12 protein-coding genes are annotated in these 14,929 nt (G+C 73.1%); 5 read left to right on the top strand and 7 right to left on the bottom strand.

Features of this window, described 5'->3' with window-relative positions; all coding sequences use genetic code 11:
* The first annotated feature begins 166 nt into the window (after positions 1-166).
* Together arfB and AB0L00_RS10650 are read left to right on the top strand one after the other, a co-directional pair.
* Entirely contained in the window at positions 167-595 is a 429-nt protein-coding gene (gene arfB, locus AB0L00_RS10655) for an alternative ribosome rescue aminoacyl-tRNA hydrolase ArfB (RefSeq protein WP_364431221.1), read from the top strand.
* A gap of 287 nt (positions 596-882) precedes the next feature.
* Positions 883-2,343, top strand: coding sequence for a DHA2 family efflux MFS transporter permease subunit (locus tag AB0L00_RS10650; protein ID WP_364431218.1), 1,461 nt, complete (start codon positions 883-885; stop codon positions 2,341-2,343).
* 321 nt (positions 2,344-2,664) lie between these two features.
* Here AB0L00_RS10650 and AB0L00_RS10645 read toward each other — a convergent pair whose 3' ends face one another.
* The gene (locus AB0L00_RS10645) at positions 2,665-2,871 is read right to left on the bottom strand and encodes a hypothetical protein (protein ID WP_364431216.1); all 207 of its coding nucleotides are present in this window, start codon (positions 2,869-2,871) and stop codon (positions 2,665-2,667) included.
* 424 nt (positions 2,872-3,295) lie between these two features.
* Between AB0L00_RS10645 and AB0L00_RS10640 the strand changes: the two genes are divergently transcribed.
* On the top strand, positions 3,296-3,865 hold the full coding sequence (locus AB0L00_RS10640; RefSeq protein WP_364431214.1) for a hypothetical protein: 570 nt from the start codon (positions 3,296-3,298) through the stop codon (positions 3,863-3,865).
* Positions 3,866-4,130: 265 nt separating this feature from the next.
* Here AB0L00_RS10640 and AB0L00_RS10635 read toward each other — a convergent pair whose 3' ends face one another.
* From AB0L00_RS10635 to AB0L00_RS10620, 4 genes are all read right to left on the bottom strand, one after another.
* Positions 4,131-5,072 (bottom strand): type IV toxin-antitoxin system AbiEi family antitoxin domain-containing protein, encoded by a 942-nt coding sequence (locus AB0L00_RS10635; protein ID WP_364431211.1) that lies wholly within the window; start codon positions 5,070-5,072, stop codon positions 4,131-4,133.
* A gap of 130 nt (positions 5,073-5,202) precedes the next feature.
* Positions 5,203-5,946: a GNAT family N-acetyltransferase gene (locus tag AB0L00_RS10630; RefSeq protein WP_364431208.1), complete on the bottom strand. Its 744-nt coding sequence runs from the start codon at positions 5,944-5,946 to the stop codon at positions 5,203-5,205.
* A 189-nt stretch (positions 5,947-6,135) separates the two neighbouring features.
* Complete coding sequence (def, locus tag AB0L00_RS10625) at positions 6,136-6,666, bottom strand: peptide deformylase (protein WP_364431205.1); 531 nt, start codon at positions 6,664-6,666, stop codon at positions 6,136-6,138.
* Positions 6,667-6,723: 57 nt separating this feature from the next.
* Positions 6,724-7,644 (bottom strand): DivIVA domain-containing protein, encoded by a 921-nt coding sequence (locus tag AB0L00_RS10620; RefSeq protein WP_364431203.1) that lies wholly within the window; start codon positions 7,642-7,644, stop codon positions 6,724-6,726.
* Between the two features lie 214 nt (positions 7,645-7,858).
* On the opposite strand from AB0L00_RS10620, the gene AB0L00_RS10615 reads away from it, so the two are divergent.
* Positions 7,859-8,386, top strand: a complete 528-nt coding sequence (locus AB0L00_RS10615) for a gamma carbonic anhydrase family protein (protein WP_345355747.1) — start codon at positions 7,859-7,861, stop codon at positions 8,384-8,386.
* 102 nt (positions 8,387-8,488) lie between these two features.
* Here AB0L00_RS10615 and AB0L00_RS10610 read toward each other — a convergent pair whose 3' ends face one another.
* Both AB0L00_RS10610 and AB0L00_RS10605 read right to left on the bottom strand, forming a co-directional pair.
* On the bottom strand, positions 8,489-9,637 hold the full coding sequence (locus AB0L00_RS10610) for a CU044_5270 family protein (RefSeq protein ID WP_364431200.1): 1,149 nt from the start codon (positions 9,635-9,637) through the stop codon (positions 8,489-8,491).
* Complete coding sequence (locus AB0L00_RS10605; RefSeq protein ID WP_364431197.1) at positions 9,630-10,217, bottom strand: RNA polymerase sigma factor; 588 nt, start codon at positions 10,215-10,217, stop codon at positions 9,630-9,632. The genes AB0L00_RS10610 and AB0L00_RS10605 overlap by 8 nt, the downstream gene beginning before the upstream one ends.
* 205 nt (positions 10,218-10,422) lie before the next feature.
* On the opposite strand from AB0L00_RS10605, the gene AB0L00_RS10600 reads away from it, so the two are divergent.
* Positions 10,423-14,895 (top strand): hypothetical protein, encoded by a 4,473-nt coding sequence (locus tag AB0L00_RS10600; protein WP_364431194.1) that lies wholly within the window; start codon positions 10,423-10,425, stop codon positions 14,893-14,895.
* The last annotated feature ends 34 nt before the right edge of the window (positions 14,896-14,929 follow it).

Here is a 14,929-nt window from a genome sequence, read left to right as displayed (position 1 = left end):
GATCGACGCCTTCGACTCTGCGGCGGCGCGCCCGCCGGGTCAGGAGGCCTGAGCCCCCTCGCGGGGTCGCCGCGCCGGCACCGTCCCGGTGCACCTGGCACCACCCCGTGCGGCCGGGTCGTAAATCAGGCGACATGAAACGCGCTAGCCGGGGATAATCGGGCGTATGTCCGAACCCGTGCGTGTCCGCGGCTCGGTCGTCATCCCCGACGCCGAGCTGCGCTGGCGTTTCTCCCGCTCGTCGGGGCCGGGCGGGCAGCACGTCAACACCAGCGACACCGCCGCCGAGCTGTCCTTCGACCTCGCCCGGTCGGCGGCGCTCCCGCAGACGTACAAGGACCGGGCGCTGGAGCGCCTCGCCGGACGCCTCGTCGACGGGGTCATCACGATCCGCGCCGAGGAGTACCGGTCGCAGCTGCGCAACCGGGAGGCCGCCAAGGCCCGGCTGGCCGCCCTGCTGGCGGAGGCCACCGCCCCTCCGCCGAAGCCGCGCCGCCCGACCAAGCCCAGCCGCCGCGTCCACGAACGCCGCCTGGAGAACAAGCGCCGTCGCGGCGACGTGAAGCGCGGACGCTCCGGCCGCTTCGACGTCTGAGGTGACGTTCATCACCTCCTGACCTCGCCGGGACGTCCTCAGCCGTCCTATGACGGACGCGGAGGCGCGTCCGCGCCCGGGGGCCGGCAGGCGGCGCTGCCTGCGGATTAATTCGATTGCGAGTTTGTCGGTGGCACCCGGCATCATGGTCCGTCGACTCAAAGCGCAGCTAACCGCCCACGTGGGCGTCTGACGATTGGAACACCCGAATGAGCACCGCGCCACCACCCGAGCTTGCGGACGATCCGCCACAGACTTCCGCGCCACCGGCCGGGCTTGATCGGGGTGTGCTCGCGGTCGCCATGGTCGTCGTCCTCGGCGCGATCATGTCGATCCTGGACGTCACCGTCGTCAACGTCGCGATCAACCACCTGTCCGGAGCGTTCAAGGCCCCGCTGTCCACCATCCAGTGGGTGGCCACCGGGTACACGCTCGCCCTGGCCACGGTCATCCCGGTCACCGGCTGGGCGTCGGCGCGCTTCGGCACCAAGCGGCTCTACATGATCTCCATCGCGCTCTTCGTGCTCGGATCGGCACTGGCCGGCATGGCCTGGTCGGCCGAGTCGCTGATCGCCTTCCGCGTCCTGCAGGGCCTCGGCGGCGGCATGATCATGCCGGCCGGCATGACGATCCTGACCCAGAAGGCCGGGCCGTCGCGCGTCGGTCAGGTGATGAGCGTCGTCGGCATTCCGATGCTGCTCGGGCCGATCTGCGGACCGATCCTGGGCGGCTGGCTGGTCGACGACGTCTCCTGGCGCTGGATCTTCTTCATCAACCTGCCGATCGGCGTCGTCGCGCTGTTCCTCGCCGCCAGGATCCTCGAACGCGACACCCCGCGCCCGGGCGAGCGGCTCGACCTCCTCGGTCTCGTGCTGCTGTCCCCCGGCCTGGCCTCGCTCATCTACGGTCTGGCCAAGGGCGCCCAGGACAGCGACTTCGGCAAGCCCGAGGTCCTCATCACCACCGTCGCCGGTGCCGTCCTGGTGGTGCTGTTCGCGATCCGCGCGCTGACCGCCCGCGTCCCGCTGATCGACCTGCGGCTGGTGAAGCGGCGCTCGGTCGCGGCGGCCGCGGGCACGATGGTCCTGTTCATGTGCGCGTTCATGGGGGCGATGCTCCTGCTGCCGCTCTACTACCAGGTGGTGCGGCACGAGAGCGCCTTCTCCTCCGGTCTGCTGCTCGCCCCGCAGGGCATCGGCGCGATGGTCACGATGCCGATCGGTGGCAAGCTCACCGACCGGATCGGCCCCGGCCGCGTCGTCCTGATCGGCCTCGTGGCGGTCGTCGGTTCCGTGGCCGGCTTCACCGCGGTGCTGCAGGCCGACACCTCGTACTGGGTGCTCGGCGGCGTGCTGTTCGTGATGGGCCTGGGCATGGGCATGACGATGATGCCGACCATGGCGGCCGCCATCCAGACGCTCTCGCACGACGAGGTGCCCAAGGCGAGCACGATGCTGAACATCATTCAGCAGGTCTCCGCCTCCATCGGCACCGCGCTGATGTCCGTCCTGCTCGCTCACAACCTGACCGCCAAGCTCGGCGGCGGTGCGGGCGGCGGCGGGCTGTCCGCCGCCGCGAAGCTGCCGCCGCAGATCATGCAGAAGATCGTCGGCCCGATGGCCGATGCCTTCCAGAGCACCTACTGGTGGGCGGTGGGCCTGCTCGCGCTGGCCTTCATCCCCGCGCTGTTCCTGCCCCGCCGCAAGCCGGCCGGCGACTCGTCGGACACGCCGATGCCGATGCACTGACCGCACCGAGCACCACCCGGCCCCGCGGCCTCCCAGCCGCGGGGCCGGCCCCTTTTCCCGCCGCCGCGGCCGCGAGGCCGGCTGAGGTGAGGGGTCACCGGAGGTTGTGCCCCGGATCTCAGTGGCCGGCGCGACGGAGATCCTCGGCACGGAGTGATGCGCACGCCCCGGCGGTGAAGAGGCATCCCATGCCGCACGAGGTGACTGCCGACGGGCCGAACCCGGGGCTCTGGCGGTCGCGTAAAAGAAGAGCGCAGCCCTGAGGGACTGCGCTGTGGTTTTGATGCGTGTGACCGGGTTGTACCGGCCACGACACACTGATCAGCCCAGACGGCGCGCGACGCGGCCGGCCGCGAGTACCGTCTCGGGCGACGCGCCACGGGCCAGTCCGTTGGCGAATGTCACCAGGCCGACTGTATCGACGGCCTCGCGCAGTTGCTCAGGCGAAGCACCACAGGCCAGCGCGTACTCGGCCGCCCTGCGCAGCTTCCTGACCTCGCTCGACGTGGTGGTCCGTGCGTTGGCCATCTCGCCTACCTCGGCTTTCTCTTGGTTGTTCGGTGCTCGGTTCCTTTGCCAAAGCTGATGAAGACCGTCCTGAACCCGGTCAACGCTGCAAGCGCGCCTGCCACCGCGCGATCACCCTGTGCTGCGGCCTCGGTTAGGTGATCGGCGACGCTGACCGTGCACCTCATCGCGTCGATGGGGTGGCTGACGCCGGCGGCCACGCCGACGTCCAACCTCGCGCTCACGGCCAGGCTGCACGAAGCGGCGCACGCGGCGGCCCGGCATCCCACGAGGTCGATCGAACGGATGGACCTGGGCTTGGCGCAGAGTGGCGTGCAGCCGGGCGGGAGCCCGCGTCACAGGTGCCCGTACGCCCGGTGGAGTAGGGGCAGTGCCTCCGGGGAGCGGACGACCCACCCCGGCTGACACGGGAATCGTGTCGGCCATGACCGATGTGCCCGGTTCGCCTTCGTCCGCGTCCGCCTCGCGCGGGCCGCTGCGCCTGCGGCTCTCGCCGACCGCCCGCAAGACGACGCTGGTCGTCCACCTCATCGCGTCGATGGGGTGGCTGACGCTGATGATCTGCGTGCTCGTCCTCGCCCTTTCCGCCCTCGCCACCTCGGACGCGGACGCGCTGCGGACCGCCTACCGTGCCATGCCCATGCTGGGCGACGCGCTGATCCTGCCGCTCAGCCTCTCCTCGCCGGCGAGCGGGCTGATCCTCGCGCTGGGCACGCCCTGGCGGCTGTTCCGGTATCACTGGGTGGCGGTGAAGTTCTGGCTGACCCTGGCCGCGACGGTGGCGTCCAACCTCGCGCTCACCGCCCGCCTGCACGAAGCGGCGCACGCGGCGACCCGGCATCCCACGGGGTCGATCGAACGGATGGACCTGGGCTTCCTCCCGTACAACCTCGTGATCATCTCGTGCGTCGCGATCGCCCTCTACACGACCACCGTCGTCCTCTCCGTCGCCAAACCCTGGGGCCCCCGCGCGAAGTACCGCCGCGCCCGCTGAGGTGGGGGATCGCCGGACGTTGTGCCCCGGATTTTCTGCTCTGACCACCGAAATCCTCGGCGCAACATATCTGCGCTGGTCGACGACGTCCGAGGCCCGATCCACGCCACGGTGCGCCGCGACCGCACCGTCGTTGTGTCCCGGATTTCCGTCGTGCTGACGACCGAAATCCGGGGCACAACTTCTGGCGACCCGTGCGCGGCGGTAGCCGGGCGTCGTCGCCCCGGCTCGAATAGTGCAGCCGGACGCCTTCGATCGGCAATGCTCACGCTGCGGCGGTGAGGAGGCATCCTGCTCCGCAGGGGTGGGGCGTCCCCGTCCAGCCTCGGCGTCGGTAGACGTCGGCGATCTCCGCTGCGACGAGGCACGGGCGCTCGGTGACGTCGGCCCAGCCGTACCGCAGCGGCGCCCGCCCCGCTCGCACGGCCGCGTTGTCGCGGCGCATGTCGCGGTGCCGCTCGGCGAACGGGTGCGCCGCCCGCCCGTCCAGCTCGATGACGACGCCGTACGCCTCGGCGCGCACGTCTTCGTAGGTCACGCGCCCACCGTGCAGCGACCGGACCTGCCTGGCGCTCGGCGGCAACCCGTGCGCCCGCTCGACGTCACGGACGAACCTGATCTCCAGCGGCGTGGTCGCGCCCTCGTCGACGTCCGCCAGCGCCGCCGTCAGCTCGGCCCGCCATCGCACCCTCTTCCGCTTTCCGAGGGCTCGCAGCAGCCGCTCCGGCGTGGTGCGGCGACGCTGACACGCCCGCGCAGGCCAGGCCATCGCCTCATCGAGGTCGGGCGCCGAAACCGCCAGGTCGAGGACGGTCTCCTCCACCGTGGTGCGCGGCGGTAGCCGCGCGGGGTGCCGGGCGTCGTCGATCCGGCTCGAATAGTGCAGCCGGACGCCTTCAGGCGGGACCACGGTGCGGCCGCGGCCGACCGTCACGTGGATCGGACCTCGCACGTCGTCGACCAGCCCGTCGAGCTCCGCCGCGGTGCGGTGGCTGAGGGCGGCTCCGGGACCCGCCCGCAGGACGACGGCCCACAGCACCGCCTCCCGGGACAGCGGGCCGCTGAACGCGGCGTACACCCCCGTGAAGATCCGCTGCCACCGGCCACTCCCGACCCGGGCGCGCAGCGCCGCCTCGGTGAGGCCGCACGCGAGCGCCTGCCACCGCGCGACCACCCCGTGCTGCCGGACGAGCACCTCTTCGAGCACGCCACCAGCCTGACCGTCGGTGGAGGGACAGCGGAAGCCCTGGATCGCCGTCTGTGGACAAGCGGCCACACTATGCCGAGGATTTCCGTCGCTCTGACCACCGAAATCCTCGGCACAACGTATCTGCTGGTCAGGTGAGGGGCTTGGTCAAATGGATCAGGTCGACTCCTGGGCCGAGTGGCACGCGGCGCTCCTCGGCGTAGCCGAGGCGCTCGTACAGCCGGAGGTTGGCCGTGCTGAGGTGCCCGGTGAAGAGGGTCGCGCGCCGGGCTCCGGGGACGACCGACTCCTCGATGGCCGCGAGCAGGGCGGTGCCGAGCCCCCGGCCCTGGAAGTCCGGCGCGACGGTCAGCCGGCCGATGCGCAGAAGGTCGCCCTCGACGCGGCCGCGTACGGCGCCGACGATCCGGCGGCCGTACGTGACCTTGAAGGCGACGCCCCGGTCCAGCTCCGCGACGAGCTCGTCGAGGGTCTGGACCAGCGGCGGTAGCTCGGGATCGCCGTAGATCCGCGCCTCGGTCGCGTACGCGGCGCGCTGCAGCGTCAGCAGTTCCCCGGCGTCCTCCGGTCCCGCGGGTTCGATCGGCGGGGCGTCCGCGACTCCGACGCTCGCCAGTTCCAGGTCGATGAACGCGCTGATCATCGCCTGGTAGGTGCGTGCGACGACATCGGGAGACGCGCCGAGTTCCACGGCGGTGGACCGGGCGCGCTCGACCACCTGGGCGACGCGTCGCGGGGCTCGTACCGCGCCGGCGTCGGTCTTCAGCCGGCCGGCCTGGCGTACGAGGGTCTCGCGTTCGGCCAGCAGCGCGACGATCCGGCGGTCGAGTCCGTCGATCTGGGCGCGGATCGCGGCGAGCTCGTCGTTGGGCATGGGGTCCGTCCTCTGGTCGGCTCCCGAGCGTCCGGCACCGGGGCGACCCCTGCCCAGACCCGCGCTCTGGAGCGGCGGTCTGGGGGAACAGTGACGACAGGCCGCCTAAGGGCGGCGCCACCAATGGGCGATGAGGGTCGGCACGGGACGACTCTAACAGGAAACGATCTTCCCGTGAGGGCGGAGCCGTCAGCTCCAGTCGGCGGCGCGGACGGCGCGGAGCGCGGCCTTGCGCACGTCGCCCTGCAGCGTGTCGACGTACAGCCGGCCGCCCAGGTGGCCCGTCTCGTGCTGGAGGCAGCGGGCGAAATAGCCGGTGCCCTCGACGCGCAGCGGCGCTCCCGTCATGTCCACGCCCTCGACGACGGCGTGGCCGTACCTCGGCGTCGGGAAGCGGAGGCCGGGCAGCGACAGGCAGCCCTCGTCGTCCGTCACGGTCTCGCCGTCGGCGGACACCAGCACCGGGTTGACGACGTGGCCGACGTGGTTGCGGCCCGCGTCGTCATCGCAGTCGTAGACGAAGACCTGGAGGGAGACGCCGATCTGGTTGGCCGCGAGTCCGGCGCCGTCATTGGCGTACATCGACGCGAACATGTCGTCGATGAGTCGCCGCAGGTCGGCGTCGAAGGACCGCACCGGATCGCACTCGGTGCGCAGAACGGGATCGCCCATGTAGCGGATCGGGCGTACGGTGCCCGCACCGCCGCGTCGTCGTCTCACAGACCAGGACTCTAGATGATCGGGCCGGTGACCGACCAACGGTCACCGGCCCGATCGTCACTCCGCAGGCTCGCCGCTCGCCGGGAACACCTGGACATTGCGCTCCTGGGGCTGCTGCACCGGCTGGGGCTGGGCCTGTGGCGGCACCGGCGGCTGGGCCGGCCCGGACGGCTGGTGGTGGCGGCCGCCCGGCGGCTGCTGCTGCTGCGCCTGCGGTGCCTGCTGCGGCTGCTCGGGACGGGCCGAGGGCCGCTCCGCATCGCCTTGGGCGACGGCGCCCGCGACCATCTCCTCCAGCGGGCCGGCCTTCTCCTCCTGCTCCAGCAGCGTCACGAGCGTCTCGGTGATCTCGCTGAGCCGGCCGAGGGCCTTCGTGTGCTGCTTCGTGAGCTGTGCCAGGCGCGCGGAGGCGTCCTCGTTGATGACCGACGAACGGCGCTCGGCCGTGGTGAGCGTGCGCTCGGCCTCCGTACGGGCCTCGGTGACCAGCGTGTCCGCTTCGTTCTTGGCCGCGGTCGCGATCCGCTCGGCCTCCTGCTGAGCCGCCGACAGCATGTGGCCGGCGTTCTCCTGGGCCTGGGCGACCGCTCGCTCGGACTTGCCCTGGGCCTCGTCGATGATCTGCTTGGCCTGGCGCTCGGCGTCCTGCTGGATCTGGGCGCCGTTGCGCTCGGCCTCGCCGAGTTTCGACTGGGCCTCTTCCTCGGCGAGGTTGATGATCTGACGAAGCCGCTCGCTGAGGTCGTCACCGGTCGGACGCCGGGCCTCGCGGACCTCGGTCATCTCGCGGCGCGTGCGTTCGACCTCGTCGAGGGCCCGGGACAGGCGGGCCTCGAGCTCGCGGATCTGGTTGCGGGTACGGGCGATGTATTCGTCGACCTGACGGCGGTTGTAGCCGCGCATGACGATCTCGAACGTCTCCTCGCGGAGGGGCTCCTCGCGGAAGAGGTTCGGCAGGATCTCGGCTTCGTTGCTCATAGCCCTTGGGGGTCGAAGGAACGTCTGTGTCGACTCTCGATGGTTCCCCCCTTTTCACGCAAGGGGAATGCGGCTACTCGCAGGAATTCCTGGCCCGTCGGTGCGGCGACACGAGAGTCTTCCCAGGTTAAATATCGCAAAATGCAGTTTTTGGGAAATATGCCGCGCCGACCGGCCGGGGACGGCCCCGCCGCCGCTTCTAGACTTGACGACCGTGACTGACTTCTTCCACGGCACCCTCGGCGACCACCGACCCGACATCCATCCGGAGGCGTGGGTGGCCCCCGGAGCCGTCGTCGTCGGCCGTGTGCGGCTCGGCCGGGCGGCCAACGTCTGGTACGGCTCGGTGCTGCGCGGCGACGACGAGGAGATCATCGTCGGCGAGGAGTGCAACATCCAGGACCTGTCCTGCCTGCACGCGGACCCGGGCATGCCCGCGGTGCTGGAGGACCGGGTGAGCCTGGGGCACAAGGCCATGGTGCACGGCGCGTACGTCGAGACCGGTTCGCTGATCGGCATCGGCGCGATCGTGCTGAACGGCGCGCGGATCGGCGCGGGGACGCTCGTCGCGGCGGGCGCGCTCGTCGGCCCCGGGAAGAAGATCCCCTCCGGTGTGCTCGTCGCGGGCGTCCCCGGCAAGGTCGTCCGGGAGCTGAACGACGACGACCGGGCGGTGCTCGCCTACACGCCCGAGACGTACGTGCGCAAGGCCGCCTTGCACCGCGAGGCCCGCTGGAGCTGACGCCCACCCCGACCACGTTCGGCCGGGGCGGGTCGCGCGGGCCGGAGCCCCTGTACGCCGGTGGTGTCCGGTCCGGCCCGCGCGATCAGCGGTGTTCGGGGGTCAGCGGCCGCGCTGCGGTCCGGTGGGCTTGGTCGGCGCCGAGTCGGTCCAGCCCTGCGTGACCACCGTCGTGGAGCTCGACACCGAACCGGGCGCCAGGCCCGCCGTGGCTTCGCCCGGCGTGACGACCACGAGTTCCTCGCCCAGCGCCCGTCCGGCGGCGGTGTCGATGATGAGGCGGTGCTGGATCGTGCCGCCGAGCTTCGTCCGCTCGGTGATGCCGATCGCCGTGCCCGGCCGGCCCTGGGCGTCCTTGACCCGGCCGATCGCCGTGACCGTCCGCAGGTCCGCGAGCATCCGGAACGCCGCGCCCCGGACCTGCGGGGTCACCGGCATCTCCGTGATCAGGCCATGGGCGACGGTGTACAGCCACAGGTCCGAGGACATCGGCAGGCTCGACGACTCGGTGTCGTGCCCCTGGTACCAGCGCTTCAGGGCGGCCTTCAGCCGCTGCGGGTCGGCGGGCAGCGCGCGGAGGTCCTTCATGGTGACGTTGCGGCCGAGCCAGAAGACCTTGTCGCCGTCGACGAGCGGGGCGCGGTCGACACTCGCCTTGCCCGGCTGCGTGGAGAGGGTCATCGGCGCGAGACGCTTGCCCGGCACCGCCACCTTGAACGTGCCGGGGGAGCCCGCCCGCTGCCAGGCCGCCGTGTCGGCGGCGCTCGCCGGCCGTGCGCCGAGCGAGCGGTCACTCGCCCACTGCGGCCGCCCCGGCCGGCTCGGCGTCCACTGCTCGTGCTGCCCCTGCTCGACGACGGTGTAGCCGCCGCCGACCACCCGGTAGGTGTTCCGGTCCACGATCGTGGTGTGCCAGTACGCGCCGACACCGTCCGCCTGCCCGTCCGCCTCGGTCGCGGCGGCCAGCAGGATCGAACGCGCGTTCAGTGTCGTCGTGGGCGTACCGCCCCGCCGGGCCGTCGGCCGGTCGCCGGCCGTACCGCTCGTGCCGGTCGCGGCGATCGCGACCGCCGCCGCGGCCGTCGCGGCGGTGAGGCCGAGGCCGCCCGTCATCCACAGGGTCCGGCGGGCGGGCATCGTACGGCGTCGGCCGCCCATCGCCGTACGGAGCCGGTCGCGCCCCTGCGCGACGGCCACGTGGTCGGGCGCCGGCTTGTCCAGCATCGTGCGGACCATGCGCAGCTCATCCATTGCCGTCGATCTCCTTCTCGAGTGCGGTGCGAAGCTTCTTCCGGGCCCGGTTGAGACGCGAGCCGACGGTGCCGTACGGGATGCGCAGAGCCTGGGCGACCTCCTCATGGCTGAAGTCGGCCAGCGCCACGAGCAGCAGGACGTCCCGCTCCTTGCGGGTCAGCGCGGCGAGTGCCCGGGCCAGCTGCGGTTGCAGACCGGCCGCGGCGACCGCCGTGACGACCTCGTTCTCGTGGCCGTGGTCGTCGGGGGCCGTCCGCGCGCGGGCGAGGGTCTCGTAGTGCCGCGCCTCGACGCGCCGATGCTGGGCGACGAGCTTGGTGGCGATGCCGAACAGCCACGGCCGGAGCGCCCCGCGCGCAGGGTCGAACCGCTCCCGCTTGCGGAACGCCACCAGGAACGTCTCGGCCGCGATGTCGTCGGCCACCTGGGTGTCGAGCCGTCCTGCGACGTACCGGTGGACGTCGCCGAAGTACCGGTCGTACACGGCGGTGAACCCGTCCGGGTCGCGGCGGTACTCCCGGACGAGGTCGGCGTCGCTCATCCTCCCGGCCGTCCGCGTGCCGGCCAGGCCGGTCACGTCTTGCTCTCCGTCATGGGCGCCTCCCGGGCGAGGTGGTCAGCGGACACCTGTACTCCGCGCCTTCGCCCGATCGCTTTCGCTCCCGATCCGCGATTTTCCGGTCCGAGGGATTCGCCGAGGCCGACACGTAGGGGCGATCGGGTGGTTCTGCTCCGTGATCGCGGTGACCCGACGGTCTTGGGGTGGCGTTTACCATTGCATGGTGGTCTGGGGGCAGGCGTACGGCGAGGTGCCTTCGGCCGCCGCCCAGGATCCGTTCGCGGTGGTCGAGCGTGACACGCGTGCCATGGTCACGGCCGGCTGGTGGCCCACGACGCCGCCCCTCCAGCGGCAGAACCTCGTCGCCGGCCGGATGCTCGTCCTGCCCGACGGCACGTGGTGGCTGTTCGGCGCCTGGGCCCGCTGGTACCGCTGGCTACCGGCCGACGGCCAGTGGCACCTCTGCCCGCCGCCCCGGCTGCCGATGACGCGGACGTCGGCGCGGCCCCTCGGCCAGGGCATGCCGGTGCCGCGCATCCCTCCCCACCTGGTGCCCTCCGGCCCCGACTTCACCGTCGAACCGCCGCAGTCGCTGCCCTTCGTGGACGTCGACGTACGGCCCGAGGTGACGGCCCGCGTACGCGCCACGGTCGAGTCGGCGGCGGCCCTCCCCGCGCAGGACTACCCGCACTGGTGGAACGCCTTCAGCCCGTCCACGCCGAGCACGGTGGCCGTCGGCTGGGGCGTGATGCTCTGGTCCGCCGCGGTCCCGGTGTTCTACTCCGGGCTCGACGCCCAACTGCTCGGCCTGTGGTCGCCGTACCGCGCCCGCCCGCTGCCGGGGGCCGATGGCCCACGCTGGCTCACCCCGCCGCCGCTGGAGACCCTGGTCGGCCTGTACGCCGAGCGGCTGCGCGCTCACCGGGTCGACGCGGCCGTCGTCATCCTGCGGACGATGTGGGCGATGGCCAGCGCCCTCCGCGAGGACACGCGCTTCCGGGCCCGCGCGGACGCCCTCCTCGCCATCCTCGGCGCCACTCTGCACAACCCCACCGTCGACTACGGCGCCCTCCCGTACGGCGACCAGGCGATCGTCCAGCAGTGGCTCACCCGATGTCCGCCCGCCCTGGCGCCGGCGCTGCGCATCGAGGCGTCGGCGGGCGAGCACTTCCGCAACGCGTTCTACGACCTGGCCGTCTGTCTCGCCTCGATCGCCGGCGACCCGGCCGAACACGGGTACGTCGAGCCCCGCCTCATCGCGGCGGCACTGCTGGCCGCCGACCTGGCGGTCGTCCGGCGTGACGTCGTCGAGCAGGTGATCGTCTGGCTCGACCCGGAGACCCGGCGCGCGACGCAGGCGATCCTCGCCGGCACCGACCACCCGTTGCGGCGCTTCTGGCCGCAGGACGGCCGGCTGCCGCCTCTCCTCCGGCGGCGCGTCGAGAGCCTCCGGCCGGCGGCACGCGGCGCGCTCCTCGCCACGGTGTACGCCGCGGATCTCGCCTGGTGCCGGCTGGGCGGCGGCATCCCGGCCCGCCCGCGCGGCTTCCCCGTGCCGGTCGCCGTCCTGGCCGAGATCCTCGGCACCGACCGCGCCGCGTCGGCGGCACCCGCAGACCCGGTGACACCGACCCCCGGCATCGCCCCGCTGGCCCGGCAGTATCCCTCCGCCCCGGCCCCCGAGGCGCCGCCGGCCGTACCGCCGGTCGCGCATCAACCGCCCACCGGCCCGCCCGGCCAGGCCCCCGCCTGGGCGGCACCCCCGGCCCCGACCCGAAGCACGCCGGACGCCGATCCGGCAGGCGCCGCGGCGGCGATGGGCGCGGGCCCGGCGCAGGTTGCTCCTTCGGCGGTGCCGCCTGTGGACGGGACGATGGTGGACGCGGGCCCTCCGCCAGTGGCCCGGGCCGCGGTGGCGGCCGCGGGCTCCGCCGGGGACAGTGCGGAAGGCGACCCGACGCCCACCCCTGCCGGATCCGCCCCGGAAGGTGAGGACGCCGGTCCGGCGCAGGTTCCCGCCGACTCCGCCGGGGAGAAGGCGGACGTCGGTCCGGCGCAGACTTCCGCAGACTCCGCCGAGGGAAAGGCGGACGGTGGTCCGGCCCGTGTTTCTGGCGGATCCGCCGGTGAAAAGACCGACTGCGACCCGGCGCCCACTCTTGCCGGATCCGCCCCGGAAGGTGAGGACGCCGGTCCGGCGCAGGTTCCCGTCGGCTCCGCCGGAGGGAAGGCGGACGGCGGTTCGGCCGATGTTCCTGACGGATTCGCCGGTGAAAAGGCGGGGGGTGATCCGGCGCAGGGCGACCCCCTCGCGACGCGGATCGAGGACGACGCACCGGACGTCTCGCCGGACGCCTCCCCGGACGACTCGGCGGACGTGGCGTCCGGCATGGCTTCGTCTGTGCCGGTGCCGCCTTCGACGGGGCTCTGGCGGTCGTCCGCCGAGTCGGGGTCCGCGCCCGTGTGGGGAGGGGGTGCCCACGCGGACGAGGCCACGATGCTGGATCCGCCGCTGTCGCCGGTGGCGTCGGCCGACGCCACGTACGTCGCGCCGCTGGTGGACGGCACTCGGGCGGATGGATGGATGCCGGTCGGCGGCACGCCGCCACTGCCCTCCGCCCCGCCTTCGCCGGCCGGGCCTCCTGTGCCCCCCGCCCCCGTGCTCCCACCGGGCATGCCCGGACCTCTCGCGCCACCGGCCCCAGGCGTCGCCCCGCGACCGGCCGATGCGCCGTCGCCGGGTGGCGTCCCGCGACCGGCCGATGCCCCGTGGCGGGGCGGCGCGCCGGGGGATCGGCCGCAGCAAGGGGAGCCGAGGCCGGATCACGCGTCGCAGCCGCCGGTGCCGGGGGCCGGTGCGTGGCCCGGTGGGGCGGCCCCGGGACCTCCGCGTACGCGTGTCCTCGGTGAGGGGGCGGGCATGCGGGGGCCGGGGGAGCCGCCGGCGCCGGGGCCTGGCGCGTGGGCCGGTGGGGCCGCGTCCGGACCTCCTCGTACCCATGTCCTCGGCGAGGGCGCGGGGGAGCGGCCGGGCACGCGGATCATGTCGCAGACGATGGTGGGCGACCTCCTGGGCGCGCCCGTGCCGGGCCGTCCGGTCGGCGAGATCGAGCCGCCGCCCTCCGGGGCCGTCCTGCCCGAGGTGACCGAGCGGTTCGGGATCCGGTTCGTGTCCGGTGCCGACGATCTCGCCGGGCTCCTCGACGATGTGCACCGCCGGGCGTCCTCCGGGGAGGAGACGGCGCCCGCCCTGCTCGTCGTCGGCGCTCCGCACAGCGGGCAGCGCAGGTTCGCCCGCCTCCTCGCCCGTACGCTCGCCGGCGCGGGCCGGGGCGACGGCTCGGTCCGTACGGTCGACGGCACCGAGCTCGGTGACGCGACCGGGATTCTCGGCGCCGCCTTGGGCGGTGGCGTGCCGCTGCTGCTGGAATGGATCGACGCGGCCCTGCGGCGGGCGTCCGACCCGGCGGCGGTCGCGGCGGCGGTCGTCCGTTCCCGGGAGGGTGCGGCCGCGCTGATCGCGACCTGCGAGCCGAACGCGTACGACCGGCTGAAGACCGACTTCCCGCAGCTCGCGACGGTGTTCCGGGTGTTCCGGCTGCCGGACCTGGCCGACGTGGAGACCCGGCTGGCGCTCGTCCACGTGCTGGCGGACGAGCGCCGCGTGACGGTGAACGCTCCCGCCCTGCACACCGTCAGGGCCGACCTGCCGAGGTTGTCCGGGTACGGCGACCTGGTGAACGCGCGTCTCGTCGAGGCGTACCTCGACCGTGCGGTCGCGCGGCACACCGACCGGTTCGGGGCGTCCCGCGATCGACTGGTCCTCACTCCGGAGGACTTCGGCGGCGTGGCGGAGGAGATCGAGCCGGCCCTGCGGGCCCCGGGGGACGTCGACGGCTTCCTGCGCACGCTCGACGAGATGATCGGCCTGGACGAGGTGAAGCAGACCGTCGGTGGCCTGGTCGCCGAGGCGCGACGCGCCGCCGAGCGCGCGGCGCGGGAGCTGCCGTCCGGCCGTCATCTGATCTTCCTGGGCCGTCCGGGCACCGGGAAGCGGACGGTCGCCGGGCTGGTCGGCGGCGCGTACGCCGCGCTGGGTCTCCTCGGCTCGGGTCAGGTGGTGGTGTGCGACGCGCGCGACCTCGCCGGCGGCGACGCGGCGGCCAAGGTCGCGGCGCAGGTGGACCGGGCGGCCGGGGGCGTGCTGCTGATCGAGAACGCCTCCCTGCTCGACCGGATGCCCGGGGCGGTCGCCGCGCTGCTCCGGCAGATGGCCGACCGCCGCGACAGGTTCCTGGTCGTCTGCTCCAGTGAACCGGACGAGATGGACGGCTTCCTGCTCGCGAATCCGGGGTTCCGCGCGGAGTTCGGGGCGATCGTGGAGTTCCGGGAGCCGACCGACCGTCAGCTCGTGCAGTTGTTCTCCCGGTTCGCCGAGCGCGAGCTCTACCTGCTGGACGAGGAGCTGCGCGTCGAACTGCTGGGGTGGTTCGGCGAGATGCGCGGATCGCGGCGGTTCGCGTTCGCCGAGACGGTGCGCCGGCTGTTCGACGCGATCGTCGCGCGGCAGGCGGCGCGACTCGCGGGGGCTCGGGTCGACGCGGCGACGGTGGCCCGCCTCACCGTGCGTGACCTGCCCGATTCGCAGGCGGAGCGGCTGCTGCGGAGCCTCCACGAGGACCGTACCCGGCGGTAGTCCTGGGTGGTCCCGAACCCACCTCGGCGGGTGG

The organism is Actinoallomurus sp. NPDC052308 (assembly GCF_040679195.1).
Lineage (GTDB): Bacteria > Actinomycetota > Actinomycetes > Streptosporangiales > Streptosporangiaceae > Actinoallomurus > Actinoallomurus liliacearum.
This window is presented reverse-complemented; position numbering and strand designations above follow the sequence as displayed.

Bases quoted from the DNA above. Each gene is read 5' to 3' on its own strand.
- arfB (WP_364431221.1), top strand. From the start codon at position 167: ATGTCCGAACCCGTGCGTGTCCGCGGCTCGGTCGTCATCCCCGACGCC.
- AB0L00_RS10645 (WP_364431216.1), bottom strand. From the start codon at position 2,871: ATGGCCAACGCACGGACCACCACGTCGAGCGAGGTCAGGAAGCTGCGC.
- AB0L00_RS10640 (WP_364431214.1), top strand. From the start codon at position 3,296: ATGACCGATGTGCCCGGTTCGCCTTCGTCCGCGTCCGCCTCGCGCGGG.
- AB0L00_RS10630 (WP_364431208.1), bottom strand. From the start codon at position 5,946: ATGCCCAACGACGAGCTCGCCGCGATCCGCGCCCAGATCGACGGACTC.
- AB0L00_RS10620 (WP_364431203.1), bottom strand. From the start codon at position 7,644: ATGAGCAACGAAGCCGAGATCCTGCCGAACCTCTTCCGCGAGGAGCCC.
- AB0L00_RS10610 (WP_364431200.1), bottom strand. From the start codon at position 9,637: ATGGATGAGCTGCGCATGGTCCGCACGATGCTGGACAAGCCGGCGCCC.